Source organism: Streptomyces sp. TLI_171 (genome assembly GCF_003610255.1).
Classification (GTDB): domain Bacteria; phylum Actinomycetota; class Actinomycetes; order Streptomycetales; family Streptomycetaceae; genus Kitasatospora.
Genome location: NZ_RAPS01000001.1, coordinates 6,079,035 through 6,099,527 on the forward strand (window position 1 = coordinate 6,079,035; position 20,493 = coordinate 6,099,527).

Genomic DNA, 20,493 nt, shown 5'->3' on the forward strand with positions numbered 1-20,493 from the left:
AACCACGTCAGCAGCCTGAACCGACAGCAAAACGGACAGCCCGCTTGAGCGACGCCACCCCGGCCACGCCGCCAAGCTGGACGCGACCGTCATCTTCACCAGAACATCTGGTCGATGGGGAACACTTCGAGGCTCCGGAGGGCACTACAACAGTATTGTTTCAACAGCGTATCTTGTGAATCTGTGACTGGCATGCAGAATCAGACAAGATCAGCAAGTCGGGATCTAAACCTACCCGGATAATGCCGCAGGAACGGTGAGTGATGGCGGAGCCATCGATTGGGCGCGACTCTGTTCTGGACGTTCTGATGCTCATGTTGACGGGTACGCATTTCCCCCAGGCGAGTGCGACGTTGGCGCAGGAGTCGTCGGAGGGTCTGGCGCGGGTCGCCACGATGGTCCGAGATCTTGAGGCGGGTATAGACGACTCAATTCGTCACGCGGCACGGCATCTGCCTGACCAGACGCGCGAGCATTACATCAGAGCGATGCGGCAGTTCACCGATAGTGGGGGTGGGCTGTTGCGCAGGGTACGCGACCAGGTGGATGCGGTATCGGGAGGGCAAAACAGTCAGGCCTCGCAGATTTTCGAGGCCAAGGCGGAAATGATCGCCGAGTTGGTCCAGTTGTTTGTCGAACTTGTCGTGCTCGAGATGCTCGAGCCCTTCTTCCCCACTTGGTCCGCCGCCCAGCGGGCGTTTCGGATGGCCCGTGCGCGGGTGAGGTTGCTGTTGCAAATAGCCCGGCTTACGCAGCTCGCCAAACTGGGCGTAGCTGCCACCTTCGAGGCGCTGTCGGAGTCGATCACGAGCTTCGCCGCTCAGACATACATGATCAATGGTGCGCCCCAGAAGCTACGCCGAAATAAGTACGACTGGAGGAACATCGGGCAAGCCGCCGCGGTCGGCGCGTTCATAGGCGGTCTGCACCGTCCAACGCACGAGATAGTCTCCGGAAGCGCTTTTATGAAGGCCGTAACCGGGGACGCCAAGTTTGGGTTCGAGCTAAACAATCCGTGGACCATCGGAACAAATGCGGCCACCGAAGGGTTGCTTGAGAGTGTCGCCACAGCGGCGATCTTCGGCGGCTTCAGTTTGGTGGGGTTCCTCGGCTCTGCGGTCAGCAGCGCCTCTGAGCATTTCATCTCACAGGGTGTGGAGGGCTTGAAGAACGTTCTGGGCCTGGACAAGGGCTACGACCCCGTCGGTCCGCGCGGTGCTCTCAATCATCCTCCCGCCTCCACCCTCGCCAGGCCTGCCACGCTGCCCCCATTGGGGTTGATCGCCACTACCGAGCCCGCGGACACTGCTGCCATCGCCACCAAACCCGCTACGGTCACTGCCCAGGACACGGCCGCGCACAACCCAGTGGAAACCGACCCCCCTGCTACGGCCAGTGCCGGCCGGCAGGAAGCCACGAGAGTGGCGGACCGGAGCACCAGACTCGCCGACAGGGCCATTCCCGTTGCAGCCCCCGCCGACACCGGCCGGACCAGTTCACCAGCACCTTCGCCGCGCGTGCTGGTGACTAACGCATTGGGCGCCGCTGCCAAGGTGGGCAGCGCCCCTGCAGCCGACAGCGCGATTTTGTCGGGTCCGGTCCGACAGAACACTGGCCCTCAAGACCGGACCGGCGATGCGGCAAACAGCAGTAAGACGGTGTCCCTCCCCATCACCGCGACAGGCTCCAGCCCGGCGAAAACCCAGACCGCACCCACTACCGATACAACTAGAACACAGGCCCCCACGCCCACCGCCCCAACACCCCAGAGCCGGCTCGGGCAGGAGCAGCGGCAGCCATGGGCGGCCCTGCCGCCCATGGCTGTGGCGAATTCGTCGGACCTCAACCGCACTGCCCTCCCCGCGTCCCGTTCCGAGGGCCTCACCAACGGTCCTGATCGCCTCGTTGGGTGTGAAGAAACGGCGCGGGCTGGTGAGCTGCAGCCCCGGGCCGAGGCTGAGCGCGTGCTCACCGCCCTGACTGGAAATCCTTCCGCGGTCGACAAGGACATATCCGACCTGGACACCGCCAGCGGTGTCGGTGCCGAGGTCCTCACAGTGTCGGCACTACCGAGGCTGCCAACGGAACCTGAAAATCAAGCCGATTTGGAGAAGAGTGATGGGGAACCGGTTGCCGAGATCCCAGCCTTGCCCACCCATAGGCAGGGGGATACCAGCGCCCGGGCGCACTCCCGCTTTGACCTCGGTCACGTCCCCGAACTCGACGCCGGTTTGAACGATGGCTCCGAGACGGGCAAGGACAGAAGCGCGGGGTTTAATGCTCCTTACCCAGCCGTCGATGTGGAGGCCCTTGACAAAGACTTCGCCACCGACTCGGTCGACGCATGGGTTTTGTGGTCGGGCCTGAAGGAGGAAGTTGGCGATACCGAAGCCGCAGCCCTAGTGGCCGAGGCGTACCGAGCCGCCACACGCTCCAGATCCGAGATGTCCCGACGCGTGGTGATCGGAGACAACGATGAATTGCGCACACGACGCCTCCACGCTCTGCGGACCGCCCACGAACTGCACCGGGCTCCGGACAGGACCCGGGCCGCCCTGACCGCGTGCACGGCCCCCGGGAATCAGTGGTCGGGCTTGCCCGGCGGCGCCCAGAGCACGGGCCGGGTCTGGCCGGGCGACAGCGCGGGACCCTCGACCACACAGGAGACGTCAACTGCTGCCCAGGGCCCGGTGGCCGGGCCCTCCATTAGCCGGACCACCACCGGCCCCGCTGGCCTCGCCAGTAGTGAAGGGTCAGCGCGGGCGGCTGAGCTGAAGTCCGTGACGACGGCCAGGACCGTGTTCGCCGCGCTGACCGGAAAACCGCTCACCACCCAGACGGTTCAATCGTTGCAGACTGTCGGCGACGACACGTCCGACCTGGAAACCGTCAGCATCGCCACTGCCATGCCGGCACTGTCGGCAGAACCCGACAACCCGCCATCTGAATCGCCTGAGAACGGACCGGCGGACAGCAGCACAGCCGAACGGCCGGGCGCCGCCTCCCAAACTAATCAAGATCAGCTGGACCATGGGGCTGTGCCGGCGGTATCGGACACCGTGGCTGCGGATCCGACACACGCCACCCAGGCACCCAAAGCAGGGGAGCCAGCCGCCGGCCCCTGGAGCCCTCCGATTCGACAGCCCGTTCCGACCATCGTTGTCTTCGCAGATAGCCTCGATCAGAATGAAAACCGAGAGCAAAGAGTTCCATCGACGCTGGCCCAACGTGTGCTTGCCGCGCTGTCTGGCGCGACCCTAGCGAACGGGACCACTGCATTGGGGTCGACCGATGGGGCGGGGGGCATAGGAGCCAATCGCGAGAATGGCTCCTATGTCGACACACCTCTCGCAACATCGTTCGGCCGTCGTCCCGGATCCTCCTCCGATCAGCTGTTTCCCGACGAATCTGGTGCCGCACGGACCTCGGAAGAGGCCGAGCTGATCGTGCCGTCGGGAACTCCCCACTCTCTGGTGAAATCGATACCGGAGCGAGGCCTGCCGGAGACGTTCATCGTCACTCGCAGGGATTCCGGAGGGTCTGGCTTCGGCTTTCCCGACGCCGTGGCAGCACCCCTCACGCCCCTAGACGCCGTTGCACAGTCCGCCCTGCCTCGTACTGGCGTAGAGACGAATGCCGCCTCCGGCTCCGCGGAGGCGGCCGGCGTTGTCCCGTCCGCAGTGCACTCGGCGAATCTGCCACCATTCCGCGCGGAGCAGCCCGACGAAAGCTTCCACCCTACTGAGCAACCCTCACATCACGCACAGGACACCGTGGCGGCCACCCCTGTTTCCCCGTCTGCAACGAAATACGCTGGGAATCCCGAGTCGCAAAGCACCCTGAAGGAGAGAACTGACAAACTTCCCACCACGGATAGGGCGGAACACCAAGCAGACGCTCGTACCGAAGCTGCGCATCCCCCTACCGACGCACTGGGACGGCTTAGCTCGGAGAGTCAGGCACCGGAACCACCAACACCCTACGCTACCGCCGTGTCACGTGCACTGCCCCAGCTAGGGATTTTCGAGTACCCGCCTGCGGTACGAATGGCGAGCGAGCAGCGTGCTGTACCCACGGACCTTACTGGGCGCGACGTGCACGACCTATCGCCTGGGTTGCGTGGGCCGCTCCGTGTGAACCGCGTGCGGGTCCACCCGGCGGTGCAGAGCATCGGCATCCCGCGCGGCGACCTGCCGGTCGGTCCCGTGATGGCGGTCCTAAGAACCCAGGCCGCGGCCGAAAGCCTAGAAGTGCCGGATGCATTCTGGGATCGGCTACCTCGGACTCTACTTGCCAACTACCGCTACTTGCTTGCATCAGAAAACGTGACCTACATATCGGGCCTGCCAATCATGATCGTGCCTGGATTTGAGGCACTGATTACATTGAGGTTGAACAGTCCGAAACCTGTGCCAGACGGAGCAACGCTGACTGCGGTCGAGGAAGTGGAGGAGGATGGGAGAGGCGGGGACCAGGACAGCGATCCATCGAACGCGAGCCAGGCGAAAGGAACCGAAGGAATCAATGCTGTTTTCAGGACTGGTGCCAACACTCACACGAAATTTGGCTCGACCTCCAACTTCCGTGCATCTGTTGGTGTCAACTTCGGGATCGGTACCGGCGGCATAGTCGCCACGGTGGGAGCTGGTATCGGGGTAGCGACAGGGGTCGGAATCGATCGCTCCACCACGGCGGTCATGGACGCCGAGGGGGGAAACGTTGAGGACAATCGGGTCGACCATGACCTGGTTGCCTACAAAACAGAGTGGCAGGTGCGGATACGCAGGAGCGCCTCTATCTCGTGGACCGAAGCTGCCCACATCACCTGCCCTGTCCAGGATCGGCTGCTTGTCTATGTGCCCCGACCCTACCTGATGGACCCGTCTCTGAATCAGGTAGTCCGGACCGCGAGCCTACCTTCGAGCTTCCCATCCCACTACTACGCCTCAGGGCTGACTAGCCTGCCCACACTGGTCGACGAAATCCTCGCTGCGCTCACCGGGCAGGGACTCACCGTGGAACTGGCCGGAATTACCTACAGCGAGCTTGTACAGCTGATCGGACGCCTGGACGTACACCTGGACGAATCGACTGATGGCGGCTACACACTAATGATTCACGACAAGAGAGGGCGGCCGATCGCCCACATCGTCGTTCGGAGCGAGCTCCAGGGCAAGCCAGAGAGGGTGGGCGCCGCCAGTCGGGTAGCGCATCTTGAGAGCGTGCGGACTGGAATCAGGGGCACTGGGGGAAGCCAGACCTCCACGGACGCAACCACGCTGACCTTTCCCCAGGTCGACGTCGGCCTCCATCCCATGCCCCTGAACCCCGGCTTCGGGCTGGGCTTCTCTGCGGCACTGGCCTGGACCTGGGCCTCCTCGGCCGGCAACAGCACCGGGCGGACGGGTTTGTGGGTGAGCGTACCCCGCAGCGACAGCCATACAGTCGCCTACCGCCTGGCAGTGCGCCACCGAGCCACTGTTACCGCGGTCGGCCGCGAAGCAACAGACACACCGTGGGTGGAGGGCACAGCTGTGGTCCGATTTCGCGAGGAGGACGCCTTCCGACTCGGCCTGCCCATTGACGCAACCGCAGTGCTGCGAGGGGAATGGCAAACCGTCGAGAATGACAAGGCGACCGAGGGCCCAGCGCTATTGGCATCCACGGCACCACAAACGCTTCCCCCTGAAACAAAATTGCGCGACATGGAACTCCTCAACGCCCCTACACCGCTCGTTCCCGATCACCTGGAGTCGCGCCGGGGTGTCGGCATGGGCCTGGTCGAGATTGATGAGTCCGTCACACGAGCCGTCCACGCCTTTATCGCCACCCAACTGCGAGAACAGGGATTCCTCCCTCCGACCGAGATGCCCCAGAACGTAATGTGGTGGGAGCACGCAGATCTGTGGGAGAACGAGGCCCTTCTGAAGAAATTTATCTCCCGGCGCGGTTTTGAGAGCCACTACGACGAAATCCACCAGGACGACGGAATGTCTCTCAAGTTGTACCGCTATCGAACCTTCCTGGGAATAGCGGTAGACGTCGACGAAGCCACCATCTACATCCACGGTCACAAGGGCGAGGGTGACCAGATCTACTTCAGAGGCGTTGCGGACAACTACCACGTCGTCAACCTGTCAATGGGAATGGACACGGCCGGGCAGTCGCTGGCCGGACGGCGCGAGGTTAGCCTGAACGCTAGGCTCAGAACCCCTTACCGTCGACTTCAGTCTGCCTCTGTGGGGATCGGCGTCCGGCACGCCGTCGGCGCCGCGCAATCCTCCACCACCTTCACCAGCATGCCGTCCCTTCTCGAATCCCCTGGAAAGGTGGACGTCTTCGACGTTCACAGTACCGTCACTGTATCCATCCACTACCAGCACTCTGGACTTCGGGGGCGGATCGGCATCGGACGGCGCAACTCGCCCTCGCCGACCTTCCCTCTGACTGCTCGAATTCGCACGCCCACGATGGCTAACGACTTTCCTCCGATAGATCCAGGGTGTACGAACACTCCAATCGACATCCTCGAGAGCGGCGTCGTCTCCTACCTGGACACCACCGGGCTCCGTGAGGCTGCGCGGAACGCAGTCAAGGACCTGGTCGGCCCGCAGGGTGCGGCAGATGAGGAGATAAATAACTTCGCGGGCGGTACCTCGGTCCGCGCCCACATCGGAGCGATCCTGAGCGGAACCTACACCAGCGATATTTTTGTGGATCCTGGCCTGTTCCGCGATACGTACGGCATGGTGGACATAAGCGCCACCCTACGTCCGAGCGAGTTTGCAGGCGTTACCAGTGGACCCTTCGTCATGGGCCAAATCAAGCTCGGACTGAACATCGGTGGCACTAGCCACAACAGGTCAACTGGACTTTTTTGGAATCAGGCTGAATTTTCTGTCGGCGACTCTTTCAATCACGGACAAAGTTCCGCCGCCAAAGCAGGATGGTCCGTGTCCCGGAACTGGAACTGGAACAGCAGCCGAGGCGGAACTCGGACCGGAGGAACGGAGCGCATCCAGCTCTCCTTTGATCGCGCCTACGCATTCCGAACACTGGTGGACTTCCGTGTCCAAGGCCGGCAGGAAAAGTCTGGCAAATTCGCGCCAGCTTCGTACCATCGGCCGTCGGCGCGACGCGTTGACTCGAACCGACTGGTGTACCTACTCCCGGAACCTGAGGCATTGCGTAGATACGCTCAGGGCGTAGTGCCGATTCCAATCAAACAGTTGTCTGACGTTCTGGCGCGCTGGGCCGAGGGAGAACTAAAACTGGACGGAGACACTGTCGCTGGCATCCTACTTCGTTGGGCAAAGGGCAACGCGCCTCTTCCTAGAGAGGAAAGGCTTGAGACCATTGCAGAGACCAATGTAACCCGGGGCTCGAAATTCTCGCAGGAGATCCGCGCGGCAGTTGAAACACTACGCGTCAGGCACTGCAACGGTACTTTGCCAGTACGCGACTCCCGCATCCGCCGCGACTTTCTGGCTGAGTTCGCGGCCGAGCTCGATCCTCCCGTACCTGTTCAAGTCCGACTGCCGGAATATTTGCTTCGCCGGGATCGTGGCGGTAATGTTCTTGGCCATAGCGGCATCACCACTCTGCGGTACGATCAACCTGTCAGTGGCGAGCGGACCTCCACTCTGGAACTGGTCAAGAGCCAGCTCAGGAAGGCCGCCCCCGGCCTGATCACGGCTGACGTCGTAGCTTGGGGTGCGGACGGTCGACAGATCGGCCGACTCCAGGGCGGCATTGATGCCCTCCAATCCCTGTTCGCCCAAGGCCGCGACCAGGTGCTGCTGGACGATATGCTGGCCGAGGGTGGGATCGTTTTGTCTTTCACCAACCCAATTGGGTGGAACCTTGGGGATCACGTACGAGTTCGAATCTGGGCCGAGTTTGTCGGAAATGCCAAAATCGGTGAGCTCGTCGAAAATTCCGGAATCGAAACCTACACTCACGGTTACACGCAGCAATCCCAGAGCCACTCGATCGCCTCAGGACAGAGTGTCAACCTTGGGCAGGTCACAGTCGGGGGGCTGCACGCGGGCGGCTCAGGTGGCCTGGCCTTCTCCCAAGGAGAGGCCCAAGCCGTCTCCAGGACACACGACAACACCGTGGAACGCACTGCCTACACGTGGAACGGCTACTATCCTGTCGAAATCCGCCAGCGTATCCATGTGGAGGTCGACCGAGTCGACGCCCGGCCTTCCTCGTTGCGAGCCATGGCCACCGCGCTCTACCGCAGAGCAGCTGGGCTCTCATTCCCCGCACCACTTCATGTCGAGGCCATGGCAACGCTGATCCTCCAAGTGCCAAAAGGGCTCGCCGAAATCGCACCGAACCCACCAAATCCGGGTCGCGTACGAAGCTTGCGAAAGATCCCGGCGCTTCCGCACGATGCGTACTTTGTGGGTGCACTACTGGACGACATCAAGCCGGTCGCAAACCGATTGCTAGTCGAGGTATTCGGCCGAGAGGCAGACCATCTGGGCCCGCTTCAGGTACTGCTCTCACGCAGCCAGCTCATTGGCCACATGCACGAAGCCGTCGGCGGCAAGAGCTACCTCGTTGCCGAGGATCTTTTCGCGCCGGGCAGCTCACCGAACCGCGCGGCGGTCTGGCTTACGGGTGATCTTTATGACCTCCAGACGCTGGGGGTGATCGAAGGCTCGGGCACCGGGCGCTACGCCAAGGAATCCCACGCGACCAGCATGTTCCACGGTGCCAACCGGCTGCGTCCTTCCGTCAACGTTAACTTGACCGGATCGGGAACCCTGAACGAGTACACCCCCCATCCGGCTTCCTCAATGAACCCAGGCAGCGGCCTGAGTCGGTCCACCAGTGCCGGAGAAACCGATGCAGGGGGTCGAAGCTTTCGCCACGAACAACATGCTAAACAGCAGGGCCGGCTTCACCTAGTCCGCATGCGTGGCAAGTTCTGGCTGGAGGCTACGAAATATCGGGAGCACTGGCTCCCGCTAGAACGCACCACCGGAAGGCACTTCCGAAGCAGCCCAGTCACCGGTGACGTTTACGCCGAGATTCCGGAGGATGAACTATACGAGATGATCGACCGAGGAGCGCCCAATGACGCTCAGCTTCCCGCCCACGCCTGGCGACACCTTGATGCCTCTCAAGAGCACCTCGAACTGCTGCCGCTCCTCGAAGAAACCCTGTCTGCTGCCGGATTCGAGCCCGACCAGCTCCATCTCCTCCTCGCCCGCAAGCTGGCCCGGCGCCTCGCCCGACGCCCGGGAGCACTCGTCTCCTTGGCGCTGACCCTCGATGTGGGGCAGGCGCTAGCTAACTCGTACAGGGCCTGGCGGGATCGAGGCCTGGCCCTTCAATCGACAATCGCGGACAGGCTACCCCCAGGCTGCGATGCGGTTACAGTCGACTTGCACGAGGAACTTAGCGCCATGGTCAGTTCGCTCCCCGGCTTCGCATCTGCGGCACCAGATGCGTTCTCCCTTGTGAGCGGACGGGCGCAGTGGGAGCTACTTGCACGTGACCTTGCCCACGAACTGCACGCGGCAATCCGTCTCGACATTAATATTCCACCGCCTATGGATAGCCGCATGCCCCGGGGCAGACGGTTGTGGGCAGAGCCCTGCGGACGGGTGCACTATATTCACCCGTTGCAGATATCAGGCCTAAACGACTTCGACCTAGACATGGCATACCAGCTGGGAGCGCTCGATGCCAACACAGTCAGAAAAGCTCGTGCGGCAGGCTTGGAAAAAGATGAACTAGTGCGCTTGTATGCGAATTCGTGGAAGAGGGATAAGTCCCTGGATGCGGAAATCCTGGAACGACTATCTCCCTGAATCGACCCAGGTTCCATCGGCAATCCCAGTTGCTCAGACCGCGTTTGAGATCTGCCGTGGAGCCATAGAGCCCGGTTGAGATCGAAGGACTGGCAGGACGATTCGCCTTAGGGCTGTCCCGTAATTGATCTTCGGGCGTCTCGGGCGCGGGTCGATGCTCGGCGGTCGCCCGCCTCACGCGGCCTGGAGGAGGTTGTGCAGGCGGGCGATGCCGAGCATGGCGTGGTGGACGCCGTCGCCCTTGAGGCGGCAGTCGCGGAGGATCTTCCAGGTCTTCATTCGGGCGAAGACGTGCTCGACGCGGGCGCGGACCTGTTTGTGTTCGCGGTTGTGCTCGGCTTGCCACTCGGTGAGCTCGCCGCCCTTGGGTCGGCGGTGCGGGATGACCAGGCCAGTGCCCGGGTAGCCGCCGTCGGCGATCGTCGTGGTCCGGCCGACCGCGTCCTTGGCGCCGGATTCCTCCCAGGCCTTGCAGTCGTTCCGGTTGCCGGGCAGGGGTCGGCCGACAGCGACGACCAGGCGGGTGTGGGCGTCGATGAGCACCTGATGGTTGGTGGAGTATCGGTAGTTCTTGGACTGCTCGGCGATCGTGTGGTCGCGGGTGGGGACAAGGGTGCCGTCGACGATCAGCACGGTGCCCTTGCGGAAGCGTTGCCGCGGCTTGAGCGCGAGCAGCGGGCCGATGTGGTCGATTATGCGGTCGGCCGCCGACTTGGACACCCCGAACAGTGAGCTCTTTCAACGGCGCCCCGGACGAGTGGTGAACCGACTGCCGTTGACGGGCTTTCGACCTGCCGGATCTCGCCAGCGGGCGCACCCCCGTGCGCCCGCGCTGTCACCTGATCGGTGGCCGAGTTGAAAGAGCTCAGTGGCGTGATGAGGATCCGCGAAATTGGCTCTGACCGCAGTTTCGTGAAAGACCAGGTCACAGGCGTGAATGCAGGATCGTTTCACTGCGGGATGACCTCCAGGTGGCTCTCGACACGATCGAAGACGTGCTGTTCCCTGGAGTCGATGTTGAACTGGAGCGGGTGACCGCCGGGTTGGACCTGGTGCTGGTCGAGGTCGCCGCGTGCGGCCCGGCCGTCCGGTGCCCGGACTGCGGGATCCGGGGCAGGCGGGTCCACTCCACGTACTGGCGCACGGTGGCCGAACGCCCGCTGGCGGGACGGAAGTTGCTGATACGACTGCGCGTGCGCCGGTACTTCTGCGACCGCCTCCGGTGCGGGCGGCGGACGTTTGTCGAGCAGGTCCGGGGGCTGAGCGAGCGTCACCTACGCTCCAGCACGGGGCTGAAGGACTGGCCGCGGGCGGTGGCCGTCGAACTCGGAGGCCGTGCGGGCGAGCGGCTGTGCCGCAAGCTCAGTGTCGCGGCTGGCCGCACCCGGCTCCTCGGACTGCTGGAGGCGCCTGACGTGCCGGAGCGGGCGCCGCGGGTGCTCGGCGTCGACGAGTTCGCCCTCCGTCGGGGCCGCACCTACGGCACCCTGCTGGTCGACGTCGAGACCGGCCGCGTGGTCGATGTCCTGCCCGACCGGACCTCGGAGACCTTCGCCGCCTGGCTGCGCGAGCACCCCGGCACCGAGATCGTCTGCCGCGACCGCGCCAGCTCCTACAGCCGGGCGATCAAGGAGGCCGCACCGGACGCGGTCGAGGTCGCCGATCGCTGGCACCTGCTGCAGAACCTGTCCGCCGCGGTCGAGAAGACCTGCCACCAGCACCGCGCCTGCCTGCGCAAACACGCCGACCAGGAGGTGCCGCCCGAGCCCCCGGCGATCGACCTGCCGGTTCTCCAACTGCCCCGGACCCCGATCGTCGAACGCACCCGCGACCGCTACGCGGACGTCCACCGCCTGCTGGACCAGAAGTGGACGATCAGCGCGATCGCCCGCCACCTCGGTCTCGACCGCAAGACCGTCCGCCGCTTCAAGACCACCCCGCTGGACGAACTCCTGGCCTCGGCGAGGGAGTTCGGGGCCAGTAGGCAGGGGCTGATCGACCCGTTCAAGCCCTACCTGAACAGCCGGTTCACCGCCGGGTGCACCAGCGCCCAGCAACTGTTCCGCGAGATCACCGAACGCGGCTACCGGGGCAGCGTCCTGGCCGTGCGCCGCCACGTCGCCTCCCTGCGCAAGGGAACCGCCGAACCCGTCCGCGCCGACATCCCCAGCCCGCGCCGGATCACCTCCTGGATCATGCGACCCACTGGCACGCTCACCGAACGCGAGCAGGACAGGCTGCTGGACGTCAGGATCGCCTGCCCGGACATCGCCCGCGCCTACGACATGGCCCGATGCTTCCACAACCTGATGACCAACCGCCTCGGCGCCCTCCTGCCGGACTGGATCGACCAGGCCGAGCAGCACGCCCCCGCGCCGGTGCGCTCGTTCGCCGGCTTCCTCCGCCGCGACCTCGCCGCCGTCACCGCCGGCCTCACCATCGAATGGAGCTCCGGCAAGGTCGAAGGCAACGTGAACCGGGTCAAAACACTCAAAAGAGCCATGTACGGGCGGGCCTCGTTCCGACTACTCCGTATCCGCATCCTCACCCGGCCGTAACCGCGGTGGTTCCACCCAGGAACCGATCGGATGCCGTTGTCACCGGCCTCTGTGAACGGTCAGCGATTTCCCCAACTTCCGAGGCTTCGTGGTCACGGAATGGGACAGCGCCGTGGTCATGAGTCCCCAAGGGGAACCTGACCACGGCGGAAGCCTCGAATACCCCAGATCAGGTGGTTTGGCCTGCGAGTGCTCGTTCCATCCGAATCGTTCAGGTTCCCCTTGGGCATCCCCGAGCCGGGTTGAGGGTCCTGGCCGTCTCGGAGTCGTCACCGTCCCTCGACCGACGGGCCGAGAGGTCGACGGACACTCTGGATGGCAAGGAGAACGTTCACCGTGGTCGACATCGTCGAGATCTACGTCCACTGGTACGCGGGCCGGTCGAAGAACCAGCTCGCTGCCTCGTTGGGGGTGGACCGCAAGACCATCAGGAAGTATCTGGCGCCGGCGGAGGCGTCCGGGATGGCCCCCGGTGGGCCGCCCATGAGCGAGGCGGACTGGGGCAAGCTGATCAAGAGCTGGTTCCCGGAGCTGGCCCGGCGCCGGCTGAACCAGGTGACGTGGGCGGAGATCGAGCCGCACCGCGACCTGGTCAAGGGGCTGCTGGAGACGACCACGGTGACCACGATCCACCAACGCCTGAGAGACGAGGGGAAGTTGGCGGTGTCGTTGTCGACGTTCCGCCGGTGGGTGACCGAGAACCTTCCGGACGAGTCGGCCCGGTCGAAGGTGACGGTGCTGCGGGACGACGTCGAGCCGGGCTCGGAGGCCCAGATCGACTACGGCTTCCTGGGGCAGTGGATCAACCCGTCGACCGGCAAGCGGCACCGGATCTGGGCGTTCGTGATGGTTCTGCCCTGCTCGCGGCACATGTTCGTCCGGCCAGTGGTTCACATGGACCAGCACGCCTGGACCCAGGCCCACGTTGAGGCATTTCGGTTCTTCGGCGGTGTCCCGCGGCGGTTGGTGCCGGACAACCTGCGCACGGCGGTGGACCGGCCGGACCTCTACGATCCGAAGATCAACAAGTCGTATGCCGAGCTCGCGACCTACTACGGCGCCCTGGTCGACCCGGCCCGGGCGGCGAAGCCGAAGGACAAGCCGCGGGTCGAGCGGCCGATGCCCTATGTCCGCGACTCGTTCTGGAGCGGGCGCCAGTTCACCTCGGTCGAGCAGATGCAGGCCGAGGCTCTGACCTGGTCGGCCGGCACCGCCGGCCGCAGGCAGTGCCGCCCGCTGGGCGGTGCGAGTCCGCTGTCGGTGTTCGAGGCGGTCGAGGCCAAGGCCCTGCTGCCGGTGCCGGACAAGCCGTTCGTGCTGGCCCGCTGGTCCACCGCGGCAGTCGGCCCTGACATCCACATCAAGGTCGGCCGCACCCTCTACTCGGTGCCGTGGAAGCTGATCGGCCGCAAGGTCGACGTCCGCTCCACCGCCACGATGGTCCAGGTCTTCCACGAGGGCGAGCTGGTCAAGACCCACGCCGCACTCGACCAGGGCAAGCGCACGGACAAGAGCGACTACCCGCCGGAGAAGATCGCCTTCCAGATGAAGACGCCGATCTGGTGCCGCGGCCAGTCCTCCGAGGTCGGCGACGCCTGCCGCGAGGTGATCGACCAGCTGCTGGAGGTCAACGCGCTCTACCGGCTCCGCGCGGCCCAGGGGATCCTCGGGCTGCGGAAGAAGTACGGCGACCAGCGGCTGGAGGCGGCCTGCACCAAGGCCATCGCGGTCGGCGACCCCTCCTACCGCACCATCAAGGGCATCCTGATCGCGGGCACCGAGACCGACCCCGAGCCGGAGACCGGCGACGCCGGGGCCGCGGCCTTCCTCCACGGCCCCGAGGGCCTGTTCGCCACGAGCATCCCCTCCCAGACCTCCGGCGAGCCCGAGGGCACCCCGGGCCGCGCTGACGCTGACGACGCCGAGGAGGCCGCCCGATGAGCGTGATGGACACCGCCCTGCGCGAGTCGCTGAAGGCGCTTCGACTGTCCGGGATGCTGGAGACCCTGGACGCGCGGCTGATCCAGGCCCACGGTGGTGAACTCGGCCACCTGGACTTCTTGCAGGTCCTCTGCCAGGACGAGATCACCCGCCGCGAGACCGTCGCCTTCCAACGGCGCCTGCAGAAGGCGAAGTTCGAGCAGCAGGTCACCCTGGAGGAGTTCGACTTCGCCGCTTCCCCGAAGCTACTCGCGGCCCAGATCCGCGACCTGGCCGCCCTGCGCTGGCTCCACGCGGGCGAGTCGGTGATCTTGTTCGGGCCGGTCGGGGTGGGCAAAACACACGTCGCCCAGGCCCTGGGTCACCTGGCCGTCCGCCAGGGCGCGAACGTCCGCTTCACGAAGACCAGCCGGGTCCTCGCCGAGCTCGCCGGCGGCCACGCGGACCGCACCTGGGACAAGCGCATGCGCGAGCTGATCCGACCCGACGTCCTGATCCTGGACGACTTCGCCATGCGGCAGCTGAGCGCGGCCCAGGCCGACGACCTCTACGAACTGGTCTCCGAGCGGCAGGGGCGCTCGCTGATCATCACCAGCAACCGGGCTCCCAGCGACTGGTATCCGCTCTTCCCCAACCCCGTCGTCGCCGAGTCGCTGCTGGACCGGCTGATCAACACCAGCCACCAGGTGATCATGAACGGCCCCAGCTACCGGCCGAACAAGCGGCCCAAGAACCCCGGCGACAGGCCACCGAACAGCTAGCCTCCCTGGCCCAGCCGGATATGAAAGGCTCGTTCCCGTGATCGAGTCCTGGGCCTTTGACGACGGCACGGCAGTGGCGTCAGCCGGCGCGGCGTTGCTGCAGTTGCGTGAACGGATCGCGGCTGGCCAGCTGGAGACTTGGCTGACCAGCTCGTCCGGGCGATCGCTGGCGGTCATCAGCAATACCGAGCGAGCGATGATCCTTCTGCTCGACGGCGACGACGACCCCGGCGAGCACGCCATTGATCCCGGAGCCGACGGCCACAGCGGCGGCTTCATCCTGGCCAACGGACAACACGACCAATACCTGGACCACGACACGCTCCCGCTGGCTCAGGCATTGCGGATCGTTTCGCACATCCTCACGACCGGCGCCCCTCCCACCGACGCAACCTGGACCGTCGACCGCTGAAACAGCAGGCCAGGGCATGGGGAATTAGCTGACCACCAGTCCTGGGGAATTACGTGACCGTCCACAGCCTCCTCTACGGTGTCCGTCGTGACCGATCCTGCCGCGTGGACCGACGACGAGATCATCGCCAGGATCCGCGAGTTCGCCGAACAGAACGAACTCCCTCCGCCAGCGCCGTCCGCAGCCGCAGACAAGTTCGAGGCCGTATCGGGACAGCCGATGCCGCCGCTGCTGCGCAGCATCTACTGCGAGGTCGCCGACGGCGGATTCGGCGTCGACGGGAACGTGGTGTCCCTCACCGACAACGGCAGGTGGTACAGCGACGAGGAATCCCTCCTCGACGTCTACCGACACTGGTCGCAGCCGCCCGAGGAGTGGGACATCTACCCCTACCACGTTGTGCCGCTGGTGACCCTGGGCTGCGCGATCTGGTGGCACATTGATCTCCGAAGCCCCCACGGACAGATGTGGGGCTGGGATCCGAACGCGCGGTGCAGGCGCCACCAGTTGTTCCCGGAGAGGTTCACCCTGGCGGAGTGGCTTACCGACTGGCTGCGGGGAAACCGCACGTTTCCCTCCCCGCCAGAGGTGACGGACTGCCCTGACTGCTGACAAGTCCAGGCCCTTTCACGAAACTCCGGCCAGAGCCAAATTCAGGGAGCCCTATCAAGCCGCATATTAGTGGCCGTTGTCTTTCCGAACGTGGAAGCCGCGTTTCAGCTGGTCAGGCATGGTGCGGGTGGATCTGCGGCAGAGGTGGTGTGTGATGTCGTCTCGTCGGGGAGGTTCCGGATGCCGTCGGTTGTGGGGTTGTTGGAGGCGAGGGAGTCGGCCGCGCGGGTTCGGGTGGAGGAGCTTCGCGTGGAGGCGGATCGGATCCTGGCTGAACTCTCGGAGGCGGAGGCCTTGTTGGAGCGTCGGATCATCGCGCTCATGGAGTTGACGGAGGCTCTGGCCGCGGATGCTCAGCCGGAGGAGCCGGTCGGGCCGGTGCCGGTTCCGGTGGTGGCGAAGGAGCCGGTGGCCGGATCGGTGGTGCCCGGCTGGCGGGAGGGCATGACGGTGCAGGCGCTCGCGCCCGAGTATCGGAGGCTGCTGGCCGTGCTGGAGGCCGGGGCCGGCCCGGAAGGGCTGCGAGCGAAGGAGCTGGCCGGGCTGCTGGGTGGGGAGCTGGTGTCGGCGAAGGTCGAGGGCGTGCGGGTGAAGGCGAAGCGGCTGGCCGCGCGGGGCTGGCTGGCCGAGGAACGCCCCGGGGTGTTCACGCCGCGAGGAACAACCGGGTGACCTGGCGGGCGCGGTTCCGGGCGAGTCGGCGTCCCATGAGCATGGTCATCGACCACAGGACGGCGGCTTCGCTGCTGGCGGGCAGGGTCTCGTAGTCGCGGGCCAGGCGGCGTGAGCGCATCAGCCAGGCCAGGGTCCGCTCGACGACCCACCTGCGAGGCAGCACGACGAACCCGCTCTGGGCGTCGCTGCGTTTGACGATCTCGAGCGTGAGCCGGAGCGTGTCTTTGGCCCAGTCGACCAGGCGTCCGGTGTAGCCGCCGTCGGCCCACAGCAGTCGAATCGTCCGGTAGCGGGCGACGAGGTGGGGCAGCATGCCGCAGGCGGCGTCGCGGTCGGTGGTGTCGGCCGGGGTGACCAGAACCATCAGCAGGAGCCCGAGGCAGTCCACGATGATGTGCCGCTTGCGGCCGTTGGTCTTCTTGGCGCCGTCGAAGCCCCTTGATGAGGCCGGCACGGACGCGGCGCCCCGGATGGACTGCGAGTCGATGATCGCCGCGGTCGGTTCGGCGTTGCGGCCCTCGCTCCCGCGGACCTTGCGGCGGAGCCGGTCGTGGAACTCCCTGACCAGCCCTCGGTCGCGCCAGCGGCGCCAGAAGGCGTAGACCCGGTCCCAGGCGGGGAAGTCGACCGGCATCGCGCGCCATTTGATGCCGTTGTCGACCAGGTAGCGGATTGCATCCAGCATCTGCCGGTGGCAGTGGGCCTCCGGCTGACCGCCCCTGCCGTTCATCCACGCCGGCACGGGCAGCAGGTCCTTGATCTCGGACCATTCGGCGTCCGTCATGTCGGAGTCGTAACGTCGAACACGTTCACCATGGTCAGCCGCGTTCCCGTACCGGTGTGCGAAGGGCTGTCCCGTAACGCGGCAGGCTGAGGGTCACGCAGTATCCGGGTCGGTGCCGATGGCGCCAGCAGAGCGAAGCGATCGCCCGAGGTCTCCGGTGAGGATGCGGGGGTGTCGCCGCCACCACCACAGGTCGGGGCCCGGCAGCCTGTGGAACTGGTCGAGTGCTTGGCCGTCGTCGTCGACGGTCGCGGCCTTGTACCGGTCGTCCAGGGCTTTGATCTGGGGAGTCCAGAGCTGGACGATGTGTTCGTCCAGGAGGGTCCACGCCTCGTGGAGCCAGTTTCGGCAATAGAGGTCGTTGGTGTACTCGTAGACGTCGTCGTCGTAGCCGCGCTCGATGATGCTCACCAGCGTGGCCCACGCGTTCACCCTCTCAGCGACTGTGAAGGCCGTCCGCCAGCCGCGCTGGTGCAGCAGCTCGCCTACCTCGTGTTCAGCAGCCATGATCGTGAGGCTCTCATGCCGGAACCGTCCGGGCTACTGAGAGGGTGGAATGTGAGCTGATGTCTGTTTCGTCGTTGTGGATGGAGTGGCTGTGCCAGGCGGCTACGGCCGTGGCAGGGCGAAGAGGCCCGGCTCGGGCTCGGTCAGGATGCCGCGCCCGGCCAGGCGCTTGAGCTTTGTCCGGACGTTGTTGATGTTGTTCGGCGTCAGGTCCAGGTCCGTCGCCCCGCATACGGCCCGCGCCCGTAGCGGACTGTCGGCCTCGGAGAACGCGGCCAGGATCTCCTGGTAGGCCGCCTTGTCCGGCAGTTCCGATCCGGCCGCCGACAGCGTGGGCGGGGTCGGCTCCGGCAGCTCCAGCAGCGTCTTGCGGGTGATCCGCACTTCCTCGGCAGCCCTGCCGAGTTCGTCCAGCATGGCGGTGAGCTGCGTGATCTGCGCGCGGGTCTGCTCTGCTTGCGCGACGATATCCCGTTCGCGCTCTTCCAGCCGTACCAACACCGCGCCGAGGGTGAGTTCCCCACCGGTCATGCGCCGCGCCAGGACGGGGTCGCGCTGCCGGTCAGCCGACGGGTCATCAGGTCGCTTATCGCCCAGTACACCCGGGACTCGGCCGACGAGGGCCGGTGCTCGTAGTCGCGTACCAGCCGCCGGTGCAGCATCAAGATCCCGTTCGTCTGCTCCACCCGCCACCGGATCGGCTGCGGGACGAACCCGGTCTCGGTCGGGTTGCGTTCGACGATCTCGACCTCGATGCCCACCTGCCTGCCGTGGTCAACGACGGTCTTCTTGAACCCCTGGTCCACCATGGCCTTCGTCACCGTGCCGGCAGTACTGGCGGCGACCTTGTCGAGCAGGGCTGTGCCGAAGGCGTTGTCGTGGACGGAGGCGGCCAGCACCACCACGGCGATCACCAGGCCCAGCACGTCCACGGCGAGTCCCCTCTTGCGTCCCGGCACCTTCTTCGCCGCATCGCGACCCGTTGTCTCGGAGGGCACCCCGGCCGCGGCGTGCAGGCTCTGGGTGTCGATCACCACCAGGCTGGGGTCGGCTAATCGGCCCCTCCTCTCGCGGACCTGCCAGCGCAGCAGGTCGTGAATGACCTGGTCAGTGCCGTCATCACGCCACGTGTAGAAGTAGTACTTCACCGCGCCGGCAGGCGGCAGGTCGTGCGGGAGGTAGTCCCACTGGCATCCGGTCCGGGACTGGTAGAGCAGCGCGTTGACAATCTCCCGCATCTCGTAACGGCCCTCGTGTCCGCTGACGGAGGGGTGCTGGGCCTTCCACGAGGTGATCACCGGCTCGACGAGCGCCCAGCGCTCGTCGGACAAGTCGCTCTTGTAAGGCTTGCGGTCAGTCACGCACCTACCTCAGCACGGCGCCGGCCCGGCAACGTGCCACAGACGGCGAGGCCACACGTTCAGGCGACGACAGAACGGATATCAGCTCACATTCCGCCCTCTGAGATGCGTCCCGCCAGATCTGGCGATACTCGCGACGGTGGTCAAGATGAGACGATCTGTCAGTGGCTGGTGTGATCACGGCGTCGGAGCCGTCCTGGATAACCCCGTTCACCGGGCTGGGCCCGCGCGACTTCCGCAAGCTGATGACAGTACTGCGTCGCGAGGGCGCTGACACGGGCCGCCCCGGCCGGCCATGGGGCCTGCCCCTTGAGGACCGGGTCCTGCTGGTCGCGGCCTACTGGCGAACCAACCTGACGATGCGGCAGCTCGCGCCGTTGTTCGGGGTGTCCAAGTCGGCGGCCGACCGCATAATCGACCACATCGGCCCGCTGCTCGCGCTCAAGCCGCGGCAACGCTTCCGCAAGGGCACCGTGCTGATCGTCGACGGCACCCTTGTCCCCACCCGCGACCACACGATCGCCGAGCAGTCCAAGAACTACCGATACTCCACCAACCATCAGGTGCTCATCGACGCCCACACCCGCCTGGTCGTCGCTGTCGGCCGACCCCTGCCCGGCAACCGGAACGACTGCAAGGCCTGGGAGGAATCCGGCGCCAAGGACGCGGTCGGCCGGACCACGACGATCGCCGACGGCGGCTACCCGGGCACTGGCCTGGTCATCCCGCACCGCCGACCCAAGGGCGGCGAGCTCACCGAGTGGCAAGCCGAGCACAACCGCGAACACAAACAGGTCCGCGCCCGCGTCGAGCACGTCTTCGCCCGAATGAAGACCTGGAAGATCCTCCGCGACTGCCGCCTCAAGGGCGACGGCGTCCACCACGCCATGCTCGGCATCGCCCGCCTGCACAACCTCCTCCAGGCCGCGTGAGGCGGGCGCCCGCCGAGCATCGACCCGCGCCCGAGACGCCCGAAGATCAATTACGGGACAGCCCTGAGGCAATCACACTGCGAGCGCGTCGAGTTGGACTGTCCCGGCGTGATGGCGTAC

The 20,493-nt window shown here is 65.4% G+C and carries 12 protein-coding genes and 1 pseudogene; 8 read left to right on the forward strand and 5 right to left on the reverse strand.

Annotation, left to right across the window (positions count from 1 at the left end):
- Positions 1 to 263: 263 nt before the first annotated feature.
- On the forward strand, positions 264 to 9,830 hold the full coding sequence (locus BX266_RS38130; RefSeq protein ID WP_143687006.1) for a hypothetical protein: 9,567 nt from the start codon (positions 264 to 266) through the stop codon (positions 9,828 to 9,830).
- A gap of 174 nt (positions 9,831 to 10,004) precedes the next feature.
- Here the strand turns inward: BX266_RS38130 and BX266_RS27380 are convergent.
- A pseudogene (locus BX266_RS27380) lies at positions 10,005 to 10,559 on the reverse strand (transposase); the annotation flags it as partial.
- 266 nt (positions 10,560 to 10,825) lie between these two features.
- Here BX266_RS27380 and BX266_RS27385 point away from each other — a divergent pair.
- The 6 genes from BX266_RS27385 (at position 10,826) to BX266_RS27410 (ending at position 16,786) form a co-directional block, all read left to right on the forward strand.
- Entirely contained in the window at positions 10,826 to 12,388 is a 1,563-nt protein-coding gene (locus tag BX266_RS27385) for an ISL3 family transposase (RefSeq protein WP_180290633.1), read from the forward strand.
- A 336-nt stretch (positions 12,389 to 12,724) separates the two neighbouring features.
- On the forward strand, positions 12,725 to 14,329 hold the full coding sequence (gene istA, locus BX266_RS27390; protein WP_399171312.1) for an IS21 family transposase: 1,605 nt from the start codon (positions 12,725 to 12,727) through the stop codon (positions 14,327 to 14,329).
- Entirely contained in the window at positions 14,326 to 15,090 is a 765-nt protein-coding gene (gene istB, locus BX266_RS27395) for an IS21-like element helper ATPase IstB (RefSeq protein WP_099904079.1), read from the forward strand. The genes istA and istB overlap by 4 nt, the downstream gene beginning before the upstream one ends.
- Before the next feature lie 37 nt (positions 15,091 to 15,127).
- Positions 15,128 to 15,502, forward strand: a complete 375-nt coding sequence (locus BX266_RS27400; RefSeq protein ID WP_099904081.1) for a hypothetical protein — start codon at positions 15,128 to 15,130, stop codon at positions 15,500 to 15,502.
- A gap of 87 nt (positions 15,503 to 15,589) precedes the next feature.
- Complete coding sequence (locus BX266_RS27405; protein ID WP_099904083.1) at positions 15,590 to 16,114, forward strand: hypothetical protein; 525 nt, start codon at positions 15,590 to 15,592, stop codon at positions 16,112 to 16,114.
- 249 nt (positions 16,115 to 16,363) lie between these two features.
- A complete protein-coding gene (locus BX266_RS27410; RefSeq protein WP_310794808.1) occupies positions 16,364 to 16,786 on the forward strand; it encodes a hypothetical protein in 423 nt (140 codons plus the stop codon).
- Here the strand turns inward: BX266_RS27410 and BX266_RS27415 are convergent.
- The 4 genes from BX266_RS27415 to BX266_RS27430 form a co-directional block, all read right to left on the reverse strand.
- Positions 16,761 to 17,573, reverse strand: coding sequence for an IS5 family transposase (locus BX266_RS27415; protein WP_099904087.1), 813 nt, complete (start codon positions 17,571 to 17,573; stop codon positions 16,761 to 16,763). The two genes, BX266_RS27410 and BX266_RS27415, sit on opposite strands and share 26 nt — an antisense overlap.
- A 93-nt stretch (positions 17,574 to 17,666) precedes the next feature.
- Complete coding sequence (locus tag BX266_RS27420; protein WP_099904089.1) at positions 17,667 to 18,080, reverse strand: hypothetical protein; 414 nt, start codon at positions 18,078 to 18,080, stop codon at positions 17,667 to 17,669.
- A 102-nt stretch (positions 18,081 to 18,182) separates the two neighbouring features.
- Positions 18,183 to 18,611 carry a hypothetical protein gene (locus tag BX266_RS27425; protein WP_099904090.1) on the reverse strand — a complete coding sequence of 143 codons (429 nt, stop codon included), beginning with the start codon at positions 18,609 to 18,611 and terminating at the stop codon, positions 18,183 to 18,185.
- Positions 18,608 to 19,441 (reverse strand): IS5 family transposase, encoded by an 834-nt coding sequence (locus BX266_RS27430; RefSeq protein WP_099904092.1) that lies wholly within the window; start codon positions 19,439 to 19,441, stop codon positions 18,608 to 18,610. Before BX266_RS27430 ends, BX266_RS27425 begins: the two co-directional genes overlap by 4 nt.
- A gap of 164 nt (positions 19,442 to 19,605) precedes the next feature.
- Between BX266_RS27430 and BX266_RS27435 the strand changes: the two genes are divergently transcribed.
- Positions 19,606 to 20,373 carry a transposase gene (locus tag BX266_RS27435; RefSeq protein WP_099904094.1) on the forward strand — a complete coding sequence of 256 codons (768 nt, stop codon included), beginning with the start codon at positions 19,606 to 19,608 and terminating at the stop codon, positions 20,371 to 20,373.
- The last annotated feature ends 120 nt before the right edge of the window (positions 20,374 to 20,493 follow it).

Bases quoted from the DNA above. Each gene is read 5' to 3' on its own strand.
- BX266_RS38130 (WP_143687006.1), top strand. From the start codon at position 264: ATGGCGGAGCCATCGATTGGGCGCGACTCTGTTCTGGACGTTCTGATG.
- istB (WP_099904079.1), top strand. From the start codon at position 14,326: ATGAGCGTGATGGACACCGCCCTGCGCGAGTCGCTGAAGGCGCTTCGA.
- BX266_RS27415 (WP_099904087.1), bottom strand. From the start codon at position 17,573: ATGACGGACGCCGAATGGTCCGAGATCAAGGACCTGCTGCCCGTGCCG.
- BX266_RS27420 (WP_099904089.1), bottom strand. From the start codon at position 18,080: ATGGCTGCTGAACACGAGGTAGGCGAGCTGCTGCACCAGCGCGGCTGG.
- BX266_RS27425 (WP_099904090.1), bottom strand. From the start codon at position 18,611: ATGACCGGTGGGGAACTCACCCTCGGCGCGGTGTTGGTACGGCTGGAA.